General features: G+C 67.8%; 18 protein-coding genes and 1 pseudogene. 3 read left to right on the top strand and 16 right to left on the bottom strand.

The window, feature by feature from the left end; genetic code table 11:
• Positions 1 to 144 precede the first annotated feature (144 nt).
• Complete coding sequence (locus tag BKA23_RS09475) at positions 145 to 1,314, top strand: citrate/2-methylcitrate synthase (RefSeq protein ID WP_145227509.1); 1,170 nt, start codon at positions 145 to 147, stop codon at positions 1,312 to 1,314.
• On the opposite strand, the gene BKA23_RS09470 is transcribed toward BKA23_RS09475, so the two are convergent.
• Complete coding sequence (locus BKA23_RS09470; protein WP_145227508.1) at positions 1,299 to 2,471, bottom strand: citrate synthase; 1,173 nt, start codon at positions 2,469 to 2,471, stop codon at positions 1,299 to 1,301. The genes BKA23_RS09475 and BKA23_RS09470 overlap by 16 nt on opposite strands.
• 128 nt (positions 2,472 to 2,599) lie before the next feature.
• On the opposite strand from BKA23_RS09470, the gene BKA23_RS09465 reads away from it, so the two are divergent.
• Positions 2,600 to 4,204, top strand: a complete 1,605-nt coding sequence (locus BKA23_RS09465) for a serine/threonine-protein kinase (RefSeq protein ID WP_145227507.1) — start codon at positions 2,600 to 2,602, stop codon at positions 4,202 to 4,204.
• Positions 4,205 to 4,319: 115 nt separating this feature from the next.
• Here BKA23_RS09465 and BKA23_RS09460 read toward each other — a convergent pair whose 3' ends face one another.
• From BKA23_RS09460 to BKA23_RS09450, 3 genes and pseudogenes are all read right to left on the bottom strand, one after another.
• Complete coding sequence (locus BKA23_RS09460; protein ID WP_145227506.1) at positions 4,320 to 5,132, bottom strand: ABC transporter permease; 813 nt, start codon at positions 5,130 to 5,132, stop codon at positions 4,320 to 4,322.
• The gene (locus BKA23_RS09455) at positions 5,132 to 5,959 is read right to left on the bottom strand and encodes an ABC transporter permease (protein ID WP_145227505.1); all 828 of its coding nucleotides are present in this window, start codon (positions 5,957 to 5,959) and stop codon (positions 5,132 to 5,134) included. Before BKA23_RS09455 ends, BKA23_RS09460 begins: the two co-directional genes overlap by 1 nt.
• Positions 5,959 to 6,417, bottom strand: a pseudogene (locus BKA23_RS09450) (ABC transporter ATP-binding protein); the annotation flags it as partial. The pseudogene BKA23_RS09450 and the gene BKA23_RS09455, both read right to left, overlap by 1 nt.
• A gap of 26 nt (positions 6,418 to 6,443) precedes the next feature.
• Between BKA23_RS09450 and BKA23_RS09445 the strand changes: the two are divergent.
• Complete coding sequence (locus BKA23_RS09445) at positions 6,444 to 7,946, top strand: recombinase family protein (protein ID WP_145227503.1); 1,503 nt, start codon at positions 6,444 to 6,446, stop codon at positions 7,944 to 7,946.
• Between the two features lie 25 nt (positions 7,947 to 7,971).
• Here the strand turns inward: BKA23_RS09445 and BKA23_RS09440 are convergent, their stop codons facing one another.
• The 12 genes from BKA23_RS09440 to BKA23_RS09385 form a co-directional block, all read right to left on the bottom strand.
• Positions 7,972 to 8,166 (bottom strand): hypothetical protein, encoded by a 195-nt coding sequence (locus tag BKA23_RS09440; protein ID WP_145227502.1) that lies wholly within the window; start codon positions 8,164 to 8,166, stop codon positions 7,972 to 7,974.
• Positions 8,163 to 8,780: a hypothetical protein gene (locus BKA23_RS09435; RefSeq protein WP_246104545.1), complete on the bottom strand. Its 618-nt coding sequence runs from the start codon at positions 8,778 to 8,780 to the stop codon at positions 8,163 to 8,165. The genes BKA23_RS09440 and BKA23_RS09435 overlap by 4 nt, the downstream gene beginning before the upstream one ends.
• A gap of 5 nt (positions 8,781 to 8,785) precedes the next feature.
• Positions 8,786 to 9,238, bottom strand: coding sequence for a single-stranded DNA-binding protein (locus BKA23_RS09430; protein ID WP_145227501.1), 453 nt, complete (start codon positions 9,236 to 9,238; stop codon positions 8,786 to 8,788).
• Between the two features lie 95 nt (positions 9,239 to 9,333).
• Complete coding sequence (locus BKA23_RS09425; RefSeq protein ID WP_145227500.1) at positions 9,334 to 11,097, bottom strand: type IV secretory system conjugative DNA transfer family protein; 1,764 nt, start codon at positions 11,095 to 11,097, stop codon at positions 9,334 to 9,336.
• On the bottom strand, positions 11,094 to 11,693 hold the full coding sequence (locus BKA23_RS09420) for a hypothetical protein (RefSeq protein WP_145227499.1): 600 nt from the start codon (positions 11,691 to 11,693) through the stop codon (positions 11,094 to 11,096). The genes BKA23_RS09425 and BKA23_RS09420 overlap by 4 nt, the downstream gene beginning before the upstream one ends.
• A 68-nt stretch (positions 11,694 to 11,761) precedes the next feature.
• A complete protein-coding gene (locus tag BKA23_RS09415; RefSeq protein WP_145227498.1) occupies positions 11,762 to 12,232 on the bottom strand; it encodes a hypothetical protein in 471 nt (156 codons plus the stop codon).
• Positions 12,229 to 13,722 (bottom strand): ATP-binding protein, encoded by a 1,494-nt coding sequence (locus tag BKA23_RS09410; protein ID WP_145227497.1) that lies wholly within the window; start codon positions 13,720 to 13,722, stop codon positions 12,229 to 12,231. The genes BKA23_RS09415 and BKA23_RS09410 overlap by 4 nt, the downstream gene beginning before the upstream one ends.
• A 92-nt stretch (positions 13,723 to 13,814) precedes the next feature.
• Positions 13,815 to 14,264 (bottom strand): hypothetical protein, encoded by a 450-nt coding sequence (locus BKA23_RS09405; protein WP_145227496.1) that lies wholly within the window; start codon positions 14,262 to 14,264, stop codon positions 13,815 to 13,817.
• Between the two features lie 94 nt (positions 14,265 to 14,358).
• Entirely contained in the window at positions 14,359 to 15,816 is a 1,458-nt protein-coding gene (locus tag BKA23_RS09400; protein ID WP_145227495.1) for an SCO6880 family protein, read from the bottom strand.
• Complete coding sequence (locus BKA23_RS09395) at positions 15,816 to 17,333, bottom strand: conjugal transfer protein TrbL (protein ID WP_145227494.1); 1,518 nt, start codon at positions 17,331 to 17,333, stop codon at positions 15,816 to 15,818. The genes BKA23_RS09400 and BKA23_RS09395 overlap by 1 nt, the downstream gene beginning before the upstream one ends.
• A 13-nt stretch (positions 17,334 to 17,346) precedes the next feature.
• Complete coding sequence (locus BKA23_RS09390; RefSeq protein WP_246104544.1) at positions 17,347 to 17,688, bottom strand: DUF6112 family protein; 342 nt, start codon at positions 17,686 to 17,688, stop codon at positions 17,347 to 17,349.
• Positions 17,689 to 17,820: 132 nt separating this feature from the next.
• Positions 17,821 to 18,081: a DUF6112 family protein gene (locus tag BKA23_RS09385; protein WP_246104543.1), complete on the bottom strand. Its 261-nt coding sequence runs from the start codon at positions 18,079 to 18,081 to the stop codon at positions 17,821 to 17,823.
• Positions 18,082 to 18,126: the final 45 nt, after the last annotated feature.

The raw sequence follows: 18,126 nt of genomic DNA, 5'->3' as shown, positions 1-18,126 counted from the left end.
TACCGATCGGTAAATGCGGTGAAAATATCGTTGTTTCCGGCGAATTCACTAGTGCAAAGGATGCAGATTACATATTTCTCACCCTTAAGTATGTAGACAGAATCCACATTGACCACGACTTCTGTTGGCGCGCACGCTGCGTCCATGACGACATCTGACGTGATTGCAGCCCCCGGCCTGGCGAATCTGATCGCCGCAGAGACCCGCATCGGCGATGTGCTCGGTGCGGACGGCTTCTTCCATTACCGCGGGTATGACGCAACCCAACTCGCCCGGCGCTGCTCCTTCGAGGAGGTCTGGCATCTCCTGCTCCGGCACGAGCTGCCGGATGCCGGGCAGGCGCAGCAGTGGCGGAACACCATCGCCTCCGCTGCTGTGGAAGACGACGACCTCACGGCCCGCCTGCTCGAGGTCGTTCGGGCCGCGACCGTCGCCGGCGGCGTTGCGGATCCGCTGGCCACTCTGCGGACGGCCCTGTCGGCATACGGCACGTTGTCGGGCGATCAGCCGCTGTGGGACAGCGACCAGCCGACGCGGGAGGTGCGCGCCATACGCACCGCAACGGCCGTGCCGTGGCTGGTCACGGCGGCGCACGCCATCGCTGCCGGAGCACAACCTCGCCTGCCACGTCCGGATCTGGGCTACGTGGCGAACTACCTGTGGATGCTCACGGGCCGTGTTCCCGCCGACGAACACATCCGCGCGCTGAGCAGATATCTCGTGCTGACGGTCGACCACGGTTTCAACAATTCGACCTTCACCGCTCGCTGTGTCGCATCGACCGGCGCTGATCTGACCTCCTGTGTCGTTGCCGGGATCGGCGCATTGTCCGGACCACTGCACGGTGGTGCACCCAGCCGCGCGCTGGACGCACTCGACCGGATCGGTTCGGTCGACCGGGCGGAAGCGTGGGCGCGTGACCAGTTGGCAGCGGGCCGCCGGGTCATGGGATTCGGGCACGCGGTCTATCGCACGCTGGACCCCAGGTCCGAGCTGCTCAAGCAGACTGCCGCCGAGCTCGGTGGACCGCTGGCGGAGCTGGCGATCGGTTGTGAAGCCCAGGTGGTCGCGGTATTGGACGAAGCCAAGCCGGATCGTCCCTTGCGGGCCAATGTCGAGTATTACGCCGGGGTCGTGATGCAAGCGTGCGGGATCCCGCGTGAGATGTTCACGCCGACCTTCGCAGTGAGTCGCGTGGTCGGCTGGACGGCGCACATCCTCGAACAGGGTCTGGACCGCAAGATCATCCGGCCGCGGTCGCGGTATGTCGGAGAGCCTGCCCCTCGCCTGCTGCCGGATCAGTCGGTGCGGTAGGCAGCGCGCGGGCGAAATCTCATCCGGTGACCTTGCTCCTCGATGCCGTGGGCGGTGAAGCCGGCGATGCGAGCCAGCAGGAAGATCGCCTCGCCGGCGTCCCGCCGGAATCCGCAGCTGATGCTCAGGGCGGCCAGCGCCAGATCGACGTTCGGGGCAAGGCCGTGCACGCGGCGGACCTGCAACGCGAGGTCGTCGACGAGTTCGGCCACATCTGGCGCGAACTGGCCGACGGCAAGCAGGATCTGCTCCGCTCGGGGGTCGACGTCCCTGTACACGGCGTGCCCGAAGCCAGCAGGTGCCACTCCGATCGTCAGGGTTCCCTTCGAGTAGTCACGGATGAGGTCGTATGCCGCGGCCGACGCAGCTCCGTGGCGCGGCCCACCGAGCGCGCCGGCACCCGCGAGCAGCACGAGATACGGTCCGGCGCCGGTGCTTGCGGCTGCGCGAGCCGCGATCGTGGAGGTCGCCAATTCGTGGTCGATCAGCAGCACGAGTGCCACCTGCAACGCGCGGTGTTCGTCAACACCGCACGGTCGCTCACTCAACAGCGGCCACAGGCGGTCGACCACCGATGTCGTTGGTGCGCACAGGGACTGGCGCTGACGTGGCGGGATCGACGCGAGTGCGGCCGTCACAGACCGCCGCGCCGCCTGGCGGAAGTGATCCGCGCTGATGTCCTCGCGATCCGAGTCGTTCTCCGCGGCGGTGAGGATCGCTCGGCGGATGTGATCCGCGCTGCGCAATGACGTCGGTGACGGCACCCCGCGCGCGTCATACAACACAGGATCGATGTCAAGCGACGGCCAGGGGGTCGGCGCACCCGGTGTTCCCCAGACCAGTTCGGCGACCTGCTCGAAGCTGTGTCGCTCGGCCAGCTCGCAGGCGTCGTGGCCGCGGAAGAACAGTCGCCCGGCGGGGTCCAGGTCGGTGATCGCGGTCTCGATGGACAGTTCGAAGGTGCCCGCGCGTTGCCGATGGTGGCTTGCTGCCAGCGCCACGACCTCGTCTCGGTCGAAGCGGGAGCCCTGCTGCCGGGTGCGTCCCTCGTCAGCGCGGCGCAGCAGCCCACGACTGACGTAGGAGTAGACGGTGGATACCCGGACGCCCAGCAGATCCGCCGCCTGTGCGGTGGTGACGAGGTCCGAGGCTGGCACGACCCTCACGGTAACGGGTGGCCGGCCACCTGCCGTCCATCGTCGCGCGACTGTCGGCGGGTCTGTGGACAACGTCTGCGCCGTCTCCAGCGGCCGTGCAAATCTGGCGCACGGTGAGAGGAGGTGTCATGGATCACGACGGGACAGTGGAGTCGGCGATCCCGCATCTGCCGGGTTACGAGGTGTTGACACCGATCGGGCAGGGCGCTACCGGCGAGGTGTGGGCAGTGCGGTCACGCGACGGTGTTCGCCTGGCTGCCAAGATCGTCGCTGCGGAGAGCGAACAGCTCGACTATGAAGTGTCAGTGCTGCAGGCGATCCGGCACGATCACGTTGTTCGGCTGCTGGATGTCGTCCTCGACACCTCGGTGCAGCCGCCGCGCACCGCGCTGGTCATGGATCTCGCGGAGGGTGGCTCCCTGGCGCAGACATTGGCGCGTCGTGGTGTGCTGACGCCTGGCGAACTTGTCACGGTGTTGTGTCCTGTCGCGCGTGCGCTGCACGACCTGCACGGCATGGGGCTCGTGCACGGTGACCTCAGCCCGGGCAACATTCTGCTCACCGACCAGGGCAAGCCGCTCATCGCCGACTTGGGCATGTCGCGTCTGGCCGGTCATTCCGGTGAGGAGGTGTGGGCCACCGAGGCGTGGGCGGCACCGGAGGTGCTCGCCGGGACGGCGCCGCTGCCGGCGTCGGATGTGTACTCGCTGGGTGCCATTGCCTGGGCTGCACTGACCGGTGCGGCTCCGGAGCCGGCGGCCTTGCGTTCCGACCTCGCCGAACTCGCTCCGGAGGCTTCGCCGGAGATCCGGGATCTCGTCAATTCTGCTCTGTCGCATACGGATTCAGCGCGTCCGCTTGCCGGTGAGTTTGCACTGGCGCTGTGGGAGTGTGCGGATCCGGAGCCGGCGCCTGTTCAGGGTTCGCCAGGTCGACGTGCCGCTTCGGCGCTGGCGCAGGAGGACCCGGCGTCCGCGCTCACCCGACGCATCCGCACCGACGCTGCGCGCGAAGGGACGCCGGAGCGGCGGTCGGCCCGTGCCGTCCGCGCGAGTTCGCGTCGGACACTGCGTCCCGTGATGCTCACCGTGGCGGGCGTGATCGTCGTCGGGGCGGCCGCGTTGAGTATGACGCTCGCCGGTGGATCCGGACGTGCGGCGACCAACGCGCCTGTGCCTGCGTCAAGCGCGCAACTGCCGGCGAGGTCGAGCGCGACCACATCCTCGAAACAACCGACGGCGCCAGGGCGGGCAACTGGGACCGGGACCTCCTCTGGCAGTGGTCCTGCCCGTTCGAGCTCCGCATCCCAGCCCGCGCGATCAGCAGGCGGGGGCCCCACCTCCGCTGAGGCTCTCGGATCACAGACGGTGCGGGTCGTGCAGAGCCTGGTGTCGGCTCGTGCCGCTGCCTGGACCGCGCGCGATGCCTCCGCGCTCGGCGCCGCGTTGGTTCCGGGCTCCACGGCCTACACCGCTGATGCGGCAGATCTCGCCTCGGCGGCTGAAGCGGGCGCGACCTACAGCGGACTGTCGTTCGTCGTGCGGTCTGCGGTGGTGCAGCAAGGCAGCGGCGCAACCGTGCACGTCGACGCCGTGATCACTCAGCCCGAGTTCACCGTCGTCACGGCAACAGGCCGTCGCACGGTGGCCTCGACACCTCCGGTGCACACCGATCTGTCGTTGCAGTGGACGTCAGGAGGGTGGCGCATCGCGACGTGGGGCGCGGCACGCTGACGGCGCTGTACGTTGCCATCGTCCCGAGTGACCACACGTTGTCATCGCCCCGAACGACCACAGGTTTCAGGCAGGTTCGGAGCGTTCATCTCCCCGTTGCCGACGTTGGGCAGGATCAGGTCAGCAGCAGCGATGCCAGACGGCGGCTCACGATGCGGGTGCCGATGAGTCCGAGCACCGCCAGATAGATCACCGAGATCAGTGACGCCCAGCCGACATGGCCGGTCGTCAGCTCACGGCACAGCACGACTCCGCGATACAGCGGCGTGCATTCGACCACCCACCGCAACCAGGTCGGAAATGCCGACGGCGGAAAGAACGTCGCCGAGAACAAGAACAGGGGCAGGGTGCCGAGGGTGATGTATTCGAAGTCCTGCCACGACGTCATCCAGGTCGTCAGTGCCATGCAGATGCCGGCGAAGGCGAACCCGATGAGCAGCGCCGCCGGCAGCGCCAGCACCGCCCACCACGAGTGCACCATGCCCAGCGCAGTCATCACCAGCAAGAAGGCCGCAGAGTAGATCCCGCCGCGCAGCAGCGCCCAGCTGATCTCCCCGCGGGCGACATCGGCGGGAGTGCGTGGTGTCGCCAGGATCTGGTCGTAGAGCTTTTGGTACTTCAACCGGAAGAAGACGTTGAACGTGGTGTCGAAGACCGCGCCGTTCATCGCCGACGCTGCGAGCATGCCAGGCGCGACGAAATCGGCATACGGGACGACCTGGCCACCGATGTCGAAACTCGGGATCAGTTTGCCGACCCCGATGCCGATGGACAGCAGGTAGAACACCGGCTCGAGGAACCCGGTCACGAAGAAGATCCAGCCGCGTCGGTAGACCAGGTAGTTGCGGTAGACCAACACGGCGGTGGCTCCGGCGCGGCTGAGCTCACGGCCGTTGGACCGCGCCAGCGGGGCTGAGATCACTGCCATCACTTCACCATCCGTCGGGTCAGTCCCCGGATGGCCAGCCAGGTGCCGAGCGCAGCCAGGACCACCAGATAGACGATGTGCACCAGTGCGGTCCCGGCGTGCCACGTGCCCAGCGTCGCCATACGTGCCAGGTCCACGCCCTGCCACAGTGGGCTGCACACGGCGATCGCCTCAAGCGGCGCGGGCAGGTTGCTGAGCGGAAAGAACGCCCCGGAGAACAGGAACAAGGGGATCATCAGCAGTCGGTAGATGATGCTGAATCCGCCCTCGTCCTTGAGCACCGAGGAGTACGCGAAGATCGGCGCGGCGAAGGCAAGACCGAGCAACAGCTGTATGACGAACGCCGCGAGGGCGCCGGGCACCGAGGTGAAGACGCCGAATGGCGCCATGACCAGTACGAAGACCGCTGCACTCGAGCCGATGCGGAAGATTGCGAAGCCCAGGTTGGCCAGCACGATGTCCGCCACTCGCAGGGGTGTCGCGAGCATCGCGAAGTAGCTCTTGTGCCACTTGATCCCACCCATCACCGGGTAGGTCGTCTCGCCGATGGCGACCTGCATCGTCTGCGCCGACAGCATTCCGGGCACAACAAAGGCCAGGTAGCTGTGGGCGCCGTCGAGCTTGGCCGGGTCGGCCTTGACGAAACCGCCGAGCAGCACGCCCATCGCGACGACATACAGGATCGGGCTGACGAAGCTGTTGATGATCGAGCCGCGCCACGTGCGCTTGTAGACCGTCGCCCAGTAGTCGAGCAGGCGCCACGTCATCCGTGGGCCCGACCCACGGTCGAGCGGTTGCGGAGCCGGAACTGTCGTCGAGCCGCTCATCAGTCCACCAGACTTCGCCCGGTCAGCCGGAGGAAGACGTCCTCCAGCGTCGAGCGCCGTGCCAGCACGGCGAGTGGGCGCAATCCACGCTCGTGCACGGCCGCCGAGGCGCGCTCGCCGTCGTCGGTGTAGAGCAGCACGCGGTCGGGCAGCACCTCGACTCGCTCCGCCAGATCGTTCAGCTGCGCGGCCATGGCCTCGTGCTCGCCGACGCCGAAGCGCAGCTCGACCACCTCGCGGGAGGAGTGGTCGCGGATGAGCGTCGCGGGCGAGCCCTCGGCGACGATGACGCCCTTGTCCATGACCACGAGGCGGTCGCACAACTGCTCGGCCTCGTCCATGTAGTGCGTCGTCAGCACCAGTGTCACGCCCTGCTGCTTCAGCCGAAAAAGCTTGTCCCACAACACGTGTCGCGCCTGCGGGTCCAGGCCTGTCGTGGGTTCGTCGAGGATGCAAATGGGGTGCGGAACAGGAGACGCACCTGATGAGCATGGAAACGTTGGTAAGGACGGACCTCGGGGTCGAGGACGGTCGCGAGCGGGTCGAGGCGATCGTGTACGGCCGGGCGTCGAAGGATCGGCATATGTTGATGCGGTCGATTGACGATCAGGTCAGCGAGTGCAAGGCGTGGTGCCGCCCGCTGGGGTGGCATGTCGCGCGGGTTATCAAGGACGCGAACCGTTCAGCGTCGCAATGGCGGCGGAAGGAGCGGGAGGGTTTCGAGGAAGCGCTGGCGCTGATCGAGTCCGGGAAGTTCGGCGGGTTCGTGACGTGGGAGCCCTCACGCGCGGGCCGTGATCTTGCGTTCTATGTGCAGCTCCGGGCGGCGTGTCAGCGGGCCGGGGTGCTGTATCTGACGCACGGCCGGGTGTATGACCTGTCGCGGTCGGATGACAGCTTTATGATGGGTTTTGAGTTTTTGCGGGCGGAGGCGGACGCGAACACGATGCGCGAGCGGCAGTTGCGTACCGCGCGGCGTAACGCGGAGAAGGGCCGTCCGCACGCGCGTATCCCGTATGGGTACCGGCGGGTGTATGACGAGCGGACCGGGACGCTGATCCGTCAGGAGCCCGATCCGCACACGGGTCAGATCGTCAAGGACGCTGCGCGTGATGCGTTGGCGGGCGCGACTCTGTGGTCGGTGGCGATGCGGTTGCAGGACGCTGGGGAGCCGACGCCGATGAAGCCGTGGACTGAGAGCCCGCGGGGGTGGGATACGCACACGATCCGGCAGGTGCTCCAGAACCCGACGATCGCGGGCAAGCGCGTCTATCGCGACAAGGTGATCGGTGACGCTGATTGGGAGCCGTTGATTTCGTGGGAGGACTTTCAGCGCCTCCAGCGCCTTTTCGCTGACCCGTCGCGTCGCACGAGGAACGGTGGCGGGGCGGCTGCTAAGACGTTGATGGTGCATATCGCCCGCTGTCATTATTGCGGTCGGGTGCTGCGCCGCGCGACGATCCGGCGCAAGGACAAGGCCGACGCGACCAAGTACAAGTGCAGCTTCCGGGGTTGTTACAAGACGATGATTTCCCAGCCCGGCCTTGACGAGTACGTGCAGGAGGTCGCGCTTGAGTGGTTTGAGCAACCCGCGAACCTCGCCCGCTTGACCGCCACCGATGGCGATGACTGGCTCACGCAGACCCAAGCGGCCGAGCAGCAGCTTGCGTCGTTGCAACAGCGTTTGGATGAGGCCGCCGATCAGTACGCGGCCGGGGACCTCCCGCTGGCGATGCTCACGCGGGTCGAGCAGACCCTACGGCCGCAGATTGAGCAGGCGCAGCGGGCGATGGTCCCGCCGATCACGGATGAGCGAATCCTTCAGCTCGTGACCGCCGCCGACATCCGCGCCGCGTGGGCCGCGATGCCGTTGGCGGAGCAGCGCAAGATCATCAAGGCCGTGTTCGACGTGCGTATCCAGCAGACCACGAACCGCGGGCAGAACGCCTTTGAGCCCGAGCGAGTCCTTATCACCGCCCGCGTCTGATTCTCGACGGGACGGAGCGCGGGGGTCAGTGGTGTTGGTCTCGCAGCAGGTGGCGGATCAACGCGGCTTGCTCGGCGGTCATCGGTGGCAGGCTGCGGGCAACCTCACCCGCAGCCTGCCGCACGTCTGCTTGCAAGCTCGATGCTGGCTCAGTCTCGTCGGTAGCTGTGGTCATGCTTGAGCGCACCGAGGGATCGACGCTGCCGCCGGGCGTTGTCATGGCCGGTCCTCGGAGTCCGGCTCGCTGCGGCGCAGGAAGTCGGACTCGGCTTGGGCTCGGCGGTTCACGTCAGCGATCACGAACGCAACGAAATCCTCATCGCGGTTGACGATCGCGGTCTCCGCTATCGGGGACATCACTTGCTCGCCGGGCCAGACGGTTTGGCGGGTCGGTCGGTCCCGGTCCAGCCGGGTGCCGGACAGCGCCACCCACTCACGGAGCCGCTGTTGGGCGACGTGGAAGTCCGCGAGCCACCCGATCGGCGCGGAGGCGTGCTGGGCAGGGTCATGGGCGCCAAGCCAGTGCAGGTGCAGCGCCGATAGCTCCCATACCAGCTCGGGGTGTCGATGCCAGTACGGCGGGACGACCGAGGCGGGCAGCCCGAACTCGTGGCGCAGCCAATCGACCCACTCATTCAGCGCCAGCCACTCATACTCGGCGTCCTCGGCGCTCAGGGTCCGCCAGTTGACCGGGTGCGGCACATCGGTCTCGTCGCCAGAAGCCTCGGCGGTGATCTCATCCGGCTCAGGCTCGGGCTCCAGATCGTGGTTGTCGGGGTCGTTGGCCCAATCGTAAGGTGACTGGTTGGGCGGCTCGGGAGTCTGTTCGCTCATGGCGATCAGCGCCCGAGGCCGTCATACTCGACGGCCGATTGCTCGACGGCCGTGCGGGTAGCGGAGTCGCGCTCTGCCACTGGGGTTTCCCGTTCGGCGCGGGGGCGGCGATCGACGGTGTAGGTGGTCAGGTTCGGATCGTGCGCGACGCGCTTGGCGACGAACTGCTCATCGGTGCGCTGCTCCTCATCGACCATGTGCCGGTAGTCCTGCACGTAGCCTTGCGCGATGAACTTGTCGCCTTTGCGGAACCGCTCGGCTGACAGTTCCGCGCCTTTGCCGAACTGCACGAGATCGTGAAAGCTCGGCTCCATCTCCGTGAAGGTCCCATCTTCCTCACGGTGATAGTGGTTCTGTCCGATGCGGGCGTAGAAACGCGCCTGCCCGTCGTCGTTGAACGTCAGTCGCGGGTCGCTGGCGATGAACCCCTTGATCGACGGTTCAGTCTTGATCGCCACGATGAACCTCCCAGGCTCGGGTCAATGAGCGAGCACCGGGGATCGGTGCTCCACCCGAAAGGTGCTCACCACTTCCCATTGCGACAGCGGGTAGCTCAGGCGGCGGAGCGCAAGGTCTGCTCGATCTCGCGGCGGTCGGCGGTGAGCTGGTCGGCGTCGGCCCGGCTGGTCCAGGGGCGGAGGTCGGTCACGATCGGCGGTGCGGCGCGTAGGAGGATCGTGCCGAGCCCGAACGGCATCGTTCGTAGCGCATCGGGTGGGAGGATCGGCACGCGGCGGATTGAGCGTTGGTGTGACCGGCCGCCGGTTGCGTCGGTGGTGGTCGAGTCGGTGGTCTCGTCGCGCTCACCGATCAGGGTGGAGAGGTCTTGGAGGTCGCGGCTTTGTGACTCGCCGCCGAGGATGATCTTCACGATCGCGGCGTCCCAGATCGCGGCGGCATGGTGCTCTCCCCACTTCTGCCGGGCCTGCGCCAACGACTGAAGCACGGTCAGGGTGGTGATCCCGGTCCCGCCGCCATCCGACATCAGCGTCGGTAGCGACGGCAGCGGTGCCAGGTTCCCAATCTCGTCCAGCGCGAGCAGGAGCGGTGGATCGAGACGCGCTCCCGCCGATCGGGCGGCGTGGCGGCGCGCGGTCTCGGTCAAGTCCTCGATGAACGCCGACACCAACGCAGCACTGGCGCCCGCCCCGGCCCCGGTCGCCAAGAGGTAGAGGGTGCCGTGCTCGGCCAAGAACGCATCCGGGTTGAAACCCTCCCCGTCGCGAGGGCTTACCGCGTCGAGCACACGCGGGTCCGCGAGCGCGTTGAAGGCGAGGCCGACGCCCTGCCAGATCGAGTCGCGGGTCCGGGGATCAGAGTCGATCATGGACTCCAACGAGTCGGCCCACCCCTCCGCCGCCCGAGGGTCGGACTGCAAGACCTGAACGGCATCGGTAGCGGCGGTCGGATTCAACGCCCACTGATACAACCTGCGGGCGTCCCGCCCATCGAGCGCGGCGGCATGTAGCAGCGTTTGGATGGCGGCGGCGGTCTTGCCCTCCCAGAACCCGCCGCCCTCGACCCCGCCTCCGCCGAGGCCAGTTCCGGCGGCGAGGCCGGTGGCGCGGATCATCGCGGTCAGCGGGTCCTCACACCCGCGGACAGGGGACCACCGCAACCCGGCTGGGAGGCCGGGCGCGAGGTGTTGGGGGTCGAACACCGCGACCGGCCCGACCTTCTGCCGGGCCGCGAGCGTGACGGTGAGGTTGTCGGGCCGCGTCGAGGTCGTGACCACCGCGCCGGGCGCGTCCAAGATCGCGTTGATGACCACATGGAGGCCCTTGCCGCTCCGGGGCGGACCGATTAGCAGCATCGAGTCCTCGACCGACGCCCACACCTGCTGACCGCGTGCGCGGCCGAGCAGGTACCCGACCTCGCAGGGGGCCGGGTGGTTCAGCGACGGGCGTAGCGTGCCGCCACGGCGGCGCAACGCCCGCCCGGAGGCGACCTTGCGGATTTGGGCCGGTGTGGCGATCCCGGCCCGCCTGCGGCGATCGTCGCTTGACGTTTGCGAGCGGACCAGGCGCAGCACGAGCCACGCGCCCGCTCCGGCAGCGATGAGCAAGACGGCGACGACGGCCCAATACGCGAACGGGCTCAACCCCGGAGCCCGCAAGGCAACTGAGGGCTGGGTCGGGTGGGTGAGTACCCCGAGCCCGGCCCCGATGTTCCCGGCAGGCTGCTTGGTGTCACCGACCCATGCCGCGATTGCGCCCGCGATCCGCAACAGACCGGCGAGTACGCCGATCGCGGCGACTGCTCCGAGCCCGAGGTTGACTGCGGTGTCGTTCCCCGACCGGGGCGTCTGCCCGGTCATCGCCGCCACCACCGGCGGGTCGGTCGGGGTGGAAGGGTGACGCGGACGGTCGTTCCCGACGCGGACCCGAACAGCACCACTTCACTGCCCTGCCGTGGCAGCTTCGGCGGGGTATCGAGGCCAGCGGTCCCGTCCTGGTCGGCACGGATCGTCGTGGCGACCACGGCGACCAGCACGGTCTCACCGGGCAGGAACCCCTCGCCCGACACCCACCGCCCGTCACCTTCAGCGTCGTCGTCTGGCGCGGTTGCGGCGCTCGGTTGCGGCGGGTGGGGTTGGAGGATGTCGGCGTAACGCGACCCGTCGGGCTCGCGGACCTCAACTCGGATCGGCCCGGCGACCTGCTCCGCTATGACAGCGAGCGCCTTGCCCAGCTCGTCACGGCCGATCGGTTCGTCCGGGCAGTCGATCGTGCGGTGGCCGGTGTTCTCGACCGTGATCCGGGCATGGCCGCTGTCATCGACGGTGACGACTGCTTGCGGGAGCACCACCGGCACCGTCACGGCCGGGAACTCATCGACGCTGGTGTTAGTCGCACCATGATGGACGCGCGTCACCGTGCCGTCGCTGCCGCCCGTGTCAGGTGTTGATGTCACACCCGTAGGTGCTCGTCACCCTCCAACCGTCAACAAGAAGCGCCGCGCGGCAGCTTCGGACCCGGCAGTTACAGGCCGATGCCAGGTTGCTGTGGCTGATCCGACAGACCGCTGTGGCAGTTATACGAACCGACCGGCCCCTGCCCGGCATTCACCGCTCGCGCGGCAGCGTGTGGTGCGTGTGCGGCGTTGAACCGTGACAGCGCCGTCGCCAGCGCCGGTATGACTGCGGTGATCGCTTTCTCCGCGCTCATGGTTGGCACATTGAGCGCAACCGCCACATCGCTGGCGGTCATCCGGCGGCGCTCAGGGTCGGTGACGGTGAACTCGCCATCGGTCACCCCGAACCGCACGAAACCGTGCTCTGAGCCGGTCGGGTAGGCGTAGATCGACACGGCCTCCATCTGCTCACCCCGCCCGGTGCGGTGAAGCTGGAAGGAGTCCCACTCGATCTGATCGGGTCGGAAGCCGGGTAGTTGCTCTACCGCGTCGAGGGCGCGCACGACCGGCAAATCCCACGACCGCACCGGACCGCTCATGGTGTCACCCGCGTAATCTCGCGCATTCTGGCCGTGGTGTCGAAGATGGTCAGCTCGTCCGGGTGGAGCTGGTGCTGCACGACAAAGCTGCGGTCTTTGATGCGCCAGAGTCCTTGCCCGGTCCCGAGTTGCGGGAGCATCCGTTGTTCGGTGCCGGTCAGGTTGAGCATGGCCGAGGTCGCGCCGAGCTGGTCGGACTCTTGGCGGTAGATGATCCTGGTCTCCGCGTTCGCCAACAGCGAGGATGCGAGGGCGTGGGCGGCGGTGCCTTGGTCGCCCACGTTGTCCAGGTCGGTGAGCTTGTGGAAGATCAGCATGTTCGCGATCCCCAGGTATCGGGCGAGCCGCCAGTGAGCGTCCATCCGTCTGAGCAGCGCGGGGTGTTGCATGAGTTGCCATGCCTCGTCGTAGACGACCCAGCGCTGTCCGCCGTTCGGGTCCAGTAGCGCTGACTCCATCCAGGCGGAGGCGCAGGTCATCAGCACGGAGATCAGGGCGTTGTTCTCCGCCACCCGCGACAGGTCCAGGGAGACCATTGGGAGGTCGGGGTCGAACGCCACCGTGGAGGGGCCGTCGAAGATGCCGGCGAGGTCGCCGGCGACGAGGCGGCGGAGGGCGTGGCCGACGATCCGCCCGTCCTCCGCCAAGCGAGGATCGGAGGACGTGTCGGGGTTGAGGATGCGGTCCACGACCATCGGCAGGATCGGCGTCTCCGACGAACTGACTGCGGCGTTGAGGGCGATGTCTACGGCGGTGTGCTCGACCGGCGACAGCGGCCTTCCCAACACCGTTTCGGTGAGCGCGCCGATGAGATCGCGGCGGCGGGCCGTGACCATCGAAGCCCACTCCACATCCGAGACCCCGGAGGGTCGGCGTCCCGCGTCTAAGGGGTTGAGGCGGTTGGAGAGGCCGTGGCCGAGCACGATCGCCTGCCCACCGACCGCCTTCGCGACCGGGGTGTGCTCACCCTTCGGGTCACCGGGGACATAGACGCGCCTCCCGAATGGGATGGAGCGGGTGTAGAGCGCCTTCGCCAGAGCGGACTTACCGGCCCCGACGATCCCGGCGAGGACCACATTGGGGGCGGTGATAACCCCGCGCTGGTAGAGGACCCAGGGGTCGAAGACGAACGAGCCGCCGGAGTAGAGGTCTTGGCCGACGAACACGCCCTCGCCACCCAGGCCACCCTCGGCCAAGAACGGGTAGGCCCCGGCGAGGGTGGCTGAGGTGTCTTGGTGGGCGGGGAGCCGGAACCGTCGCCACGCCCGCAACGCCGCTCGGTCCGGCTCCCCACTACGCGGCAGGTACGTGACCGCTGCCCGCTCAGCCTTCTCAGCTTCCGCCTCGGCCTTCGCTTGGGCTTTGCGCTCGGCGGCGTCCTGCGCGTAAGCGCGGGAGGCGGCACGCCGCGCCGCCCGGCGGTCGCGGCGGTGCTGCCCGGAGCGGCCGACCAGCACCGTCGAATACAACTTCTTCTCGCGTGAGCCCATACGGCCAGCACTCCTTTTTCACGGCAGAACAGGTGTCTGCCGATCAGGTGCGCCCGACAACCCCCGGCCAAGGACCGGGAGCTGCGGGAGGATCAGCGGCCGAGGGAGCCGTTCTGAGGCATCGGTGCTGAGTTGCGTCCGAACATGGACGCCGGGGGTAGCGGTCGGGCGCGGTTGCGTTCGGCTGCCTCGATGTGGTCTGGGCTCCACGCGATGCGGCCGTTGTGAGCGAACGCTTCACGCAACGGCCCCTTCACCCTCCGGGCTAGGGTCGCCGCGTCACGCAACAGCAGCGCCGCTGCGGTCGCGTCTTGCCGCCCAGCGGTACGGTCACCGTCGTCATTCATGGCGTGCTCGACATTGCGTTCGTGCCAGTCCGCGAGCTGATCCAGCGATTCCCCCAGCGCGTACAACGCCTCCGACAGCGCCCCGAGCGTCTGGTACACGTGCGTCGGAGACTCGATCGTGCGAGTCTCACGCGCCAACAACCGCAACGCCCGCGCCGCCTCAGTCGCCTCAACTGCCGGGTTACTGAAAGCCATCACTCACTCCATCCACGCGAGGGTCGATCACCCCGCAGGTACGCGCCACAGCCCCGGCACCCAACAACGGGCACAGGGGCCAAGCCCAGCAATTTCAGAGTCCTCGGCAGAGCGGCAGGGCGGCGGCGGTGAACGCTTGGGCTTGCTGGCCGACGAGGTGGCGGGTCTCGCAGGAGGCTTGGATCGCGGCCTGCTCGATCGCAGCCACGGCCGCGTCCAGCTCATCTGTCGTCGGTGCGGAGATCGCGATGAGGCCGATGTACCTGAGTACGCCGTGACCGGCGATCAGATCGGCCTCTTGTTGGAGCACGTCGCGGTACTCGGCGGTCTGCTCGGCGTCCTCGATCTGCCCGATCCGAGCGCGTTGGGTCGCGTCCGACAGGTAGCCCGTCTTTTTCTTGCGAATATCCCTGGCCGCTTGATCGGAGCGCACCGGGTCGCACAGCAACGTGAACGCGCGCCTCACACCGGATGACAGCAGGATCGGGGCGAGGAAGCCGGGGTACACCTGCGACCGCGGCCACTCACTTACCCACAGCACGGCGTGGTAGGCGGAGTCTGAGCGGAGCCGGTCCCACGTTTCCTCGACCGCGACCGGCCCGGCGGTGGCGAGGTCACGACCCAGTTCGCTGCGCTCCAAGGTGGCGGCGACCGCGGGGTCATAGGCGGAGCGCAGCAGGACGGCGAGCTGGCCGGGGGTGTACCACTCACCGGGGGTCAGGTCGGCGGCGCGAAGGGCGGTGGTGAGGGTTCGCATCTCCGCGCGCAGGACCGCGGCGGCACCGCGCATCCCGTGCCCGGCCGATCGGATCGCCCGCGCTGCCGCCTTCATGTCCAGCGACAACGAGAGGGTGGTGACGTGCCGTTCGGCGGTCGGCCCGGCCCGCTCGATCAACTCCCGGTAGGTCCGGGCGACCCAGGAACCGTCGTCGCTGCCGTGGGTGGCCCACCATTGCTCCAAACCCGTACCGCTATCGGGGACCGTCCGCTCAAGGACTTGGAGGCGGGCGATCCGCCCGGAGCGGCACACCGTGGAGAGCGCGCGGCCCCAGGCGGCGACGCGACGTTGCTGCTCGCCAGGGTCCAACAGGATGAAGCTCGGATGCGTGACCTCGACCAGCGCCGTCAACGTTGCCCGGTGGGGGTCGTGGACCATGACAACCCCGGTATCGGGATCGAGGTACTGGCGCAGCGCTGCCGCGTCGCCGGGGAGCGCGAGCGTCCCCGCCGGGCGCGGCTTTGTCACCCTACGCCGATACACCGTTTGTCCAAGCAGCGCCCGGACCGTCCAGTGTCCGGCCAGCGGTACCCACTCGATCAGCTTGTGACCGGCGACCGGCACCCAGACCAGCAGCGCGCAGACGCCGATCACGGGGAACACGAACAGCAGTCCCTTGCCGCCTGCGGTGTAGAGCGCGGCGATGATCGCGACCGCGCCGACGCCGAGGACGATCACCTGCGGCAACGAGAGGCCGAGCAAGAGTCCACGGCGGGCGAGGCGGGAGAACTTGACCGGCCCGAGCCCACGGTCGGGGTTGGTGTTATCGGCCATCACGCCTCTCCCTCACTCGACCCCGACCCCGGTCGCGATGGTGTCGTGGGGGGCGGTGCTGGCCGCTGTTGGCTGGGGGCCGGTGCATTCGGTTCTGTCGGGGTCAGCGGAACCGACATCGGCGGCTCCGCCGACGGAGTACTCGTCGTCGGTGGAGCCGGGTTATCTGGCTGCGGCGTGGCTGATGCTGGCGGGGTGGGGACAGCACCCGACCGGCTCGACTGGTTCTCTGGCGAGTCAGTCGCGGGGTGACCGGCGTCCTGGCTGGCGTCCACGTGTTGCTCAGCAGCACGGGCAACCGCCTTCCCGGCCTGCGGCCCGGCCTTCGCCGCCCCGGTGACCGCCTGCGCTCCCGCGACCAAAGCCATGCCCTCCGGCCCGGCCTCCGCCCCTTCGGCACCCGTCTGAGCACCTTGACCCTCCGCGTCCTTGCCGGTGCCCCCGCCTGCGACCGGGTTACCACCGCCGCCGGGCGGTGGGGGTGGTGGCCCGTCATCATCGCCGCCGCTCTTGTCACCGCCACCGTTGCCGCTGTCGCCGCCGGAGCCACCGCCGAGGACCTTGCGGGCCGCGCCGAGCCGAGCCATCGCGGGAACAGGGATGGGCCGGTTCATCGCCCCCTTCGCCTCCGACTCGGCGGACATCGAGTGGTAGAGGTCGAAGCCGATGAAGGAGATGAACTTGTAGGCCATGTACGGCGCGAACGCGGCCACGAACATGAGCACGATCCCGGCGACCGGGTTAGCGATCGAGGACAGCCCCAAGTTCAAGGGCGCGTTCATTTGGTTGATCGCGACGAGGAAGATCACGACCACCACCAACTTGCTCACGATCAGCGCGACCACAAACGACGCCCACTTCGAGAACCACCCGCGGGCGTGATCCCACGACTGCCCCGACAACGCCACCGGGGCAAGAACCACGGCGACGAGCAACAGGGCCTTGCGGATCAACAGCGAGAACCACACGATCGCTGCCCCGGTGATCGCCAAACAGCCGAGGAAGATGATGATGATGACCCCCGCCCCCGGTGCGGAGACGCTGATCGCTCCGATCCCGGCGGCGAGGGCGGCGATCTTGCCGCCCATCTCAGACAGCGTGTTCCCCGTGGCCTGGATGATCCCGACGCACAGCTCGTCGGTGATCTCCAACGCCAACCCCGTGATGGTCACCACGAGGAACGAGCCGAGGACCGATTTCGCCAACCCGATCCCCGCCCGGTGCAACGCGCCGGGATCGCGGTGGATCAGGCCAGTGATGAGCTGCAAGCAGAAGAACAACAGCATCAGAAAGATCGCGACGCCAAACAGCACGTCATACACCCGCAGATAATTCGGGTCGGTGACATCCACCAAGGTCGTGGAGTCAAAGAGCTGCCAGACCCCCTGAAACATCCACTTGGCGGCGTTACCGACGCCCTCAGCGATCCAGTCGAACGGAGCCGATACGACGGTCGCGGCGGCCTTGCCCGCGACGTGGCAGACGGTCGAGATGACCGGGATAGAGCAGACACCCATCGCGGCGCGCCCCTCAGATGCCCTGGCCGACGTGCCAGAAGAAATTGATGAACGCGACCGCCCCACCACAGAGAATCGCGGCACCACAGGCGATCAACACCCCCGTCTTACCGCGCGTAGCAAGGTGCGGGTTGGCGGAGTGTGACCCGAACGCCCATGCGACCGCGGCGACGATCAGCGCCAGGACCGAGAGGATCAGCCCCACGGTCATGACCGCCCCAACGATCGTCTGCAACGCACTGATGCCGGGCAGACCGTTGGAGTTCGGAGAGATATTCACATCGGCCAGCAGTAAGCCGGAGCGGCCGAACGAGCCGGTCAAGCCGGTGGTGAAAGAGGTAAGGACAGAGATCATTGGGCGGGCTCCCTCGCAGCACGGACCCGCACACCACCGACAACAATCAGCCGGTGCGAAGTGGCGGGGTTCACCCCGCAGGTGCTCCCGCCACGCCACGGCAACGGTTCGACCCCGCCGCCGGTCGAACGGCTACAGGTTGGGGCCGATCCCGAGCAGGAAGTTCATCCACGCGATCCCGCCACCATCTAGGGCGGCCGCACCAACGGCGACGAGTAGCCCGGTGCGGGCCTTGGTGGCGGCCTGATAGTTACCGTGCGCGGAGGCCAGCGCCCACGCCGCAGCACACACGACGATCATCAGCACAGCGACGATCAGCACAATCGTCATCAACGCGCCAATCACTGTGTCGAGCTGGCCCGCGCCGCCGACACCGTTGAAGTTCGGATACACGCCAACACCAGCGATGACGAACGTGACAGGGCGGTGGAGTGGAGA

Origin of the sequence: Rudaeicoccus suwonensis, from assembly GCF_007829035.1 — a bacterium.
Taxonomy (GTDB): Bacteria; Actinomycetota; Actinomycetes; order Actinomycetales; family Dermatophilaceae; genus Rudaeicoccus; species Rudaeicoccus suwonensis.
This window is presented reverse-complemented; position numbering and strand designations above follow the sequence as displayed.

Bases quoted from the DNA above. Each gene is read 5' to 3' on its own strand.
- BKA23_RS09460 (WP_145227506.1), bottom strand. From the start codon at position 5,132: ATGGCAGTGATCTCAGCCCCGCTGGCGCGGTCCAACGGCCGTGAGCTC.
- BKA23_RS09405 (WP_145227496.1), bottom strand. From the start codon at position 14,264: ATGGCTTTCAGTAACCCGGCAGTTGAGGCGACTGAGGCGGCGCGGGCG.
- BKA23_RS09475 (WP_145227509.1), top strand. From the start codon at position 145: ATGACGACATCTGACGTGATTGCAGCCCCCGGCCTGGCGAATCTGATC.
- BKA23_RS09465 (WP_145227507.1), top strand. From the start codon at position 2,600: ATGGATCACGACGGGACAGTGGAGTCGGCGATCCCGCATCTGCCGGGT.
- BKA23_RS09415 (WP_145227498.1), bottom strand. From the start codon at position 12,232: ATGAGCGGTCCGGTGCGGTCGTGGGATTTGCCGGTCGTGCGCGCCCTC.
- BKA23_RS09435 (WP_246104545.1), bottom strand. From the start codon at position 8,780: ATGAGCGAACAGACTCCCGAGCCGCCCAACCAGTCACCTTACGATTGG.
- BKA23_RS09390 (WP_246104544.1), bottom strand. From the start codon at position 17,688: ATGATCTCTGTCCTTACCTCTTTCACCACCGGCTTGACCGGCTCGTTC.
- BKA23_RS09425 (WP_145227500.1), bottom strand. From the start codon at position 11,097: ATGACCGGGCAGACGCCCCGGTCGGGGAACGACACCGCAGTCAACCTC.
- BKA23_RS09395 (WP_145227494.1), bottom strand. From the start codon at position 17,333: ATGGGTGTCTGCTCTATCCCGGTCATCTCGACCGTCTGCCACGTCGCG.
- BKA23_RS09400 (WP_145227495.1), bottom strand. From the start codon at position 15,816: ATGGCCGATAACACCAACCCCGACCGTGGGCTCGGGCCGGTCAAGTTC.
- BKA23_RS09440 (WP_145227502.1), bottom strand. From the start codon at position 8,166: ATGACAACGCCCGGCGGCAGCGTCGATCCCTCGGTGCGCTCAAGCATG.
- BKA23_RS09455 (WP_145227505.1), bottom strand. From the start codon at position 5,959: ATGAGCGGCTCGACGACAGTTCCGGCTCCGCAACCGCTCGACCGTGGG.
- BKA23_RS09445 (WP_145227503.1), top strand. From the start codon at position 6,444: ATGAGCATGGAAACGTTGGTAAGGACGGACCTCGGGGTCGAGGACGGT.
- BKA23_RS09410 (WP_145227497.1), bottom strand. From the start codon at position 13,722: ATGGGCTCACGCGAGAAGAAGTTGTATTCGACGGTGCTGGTCGGCCGC.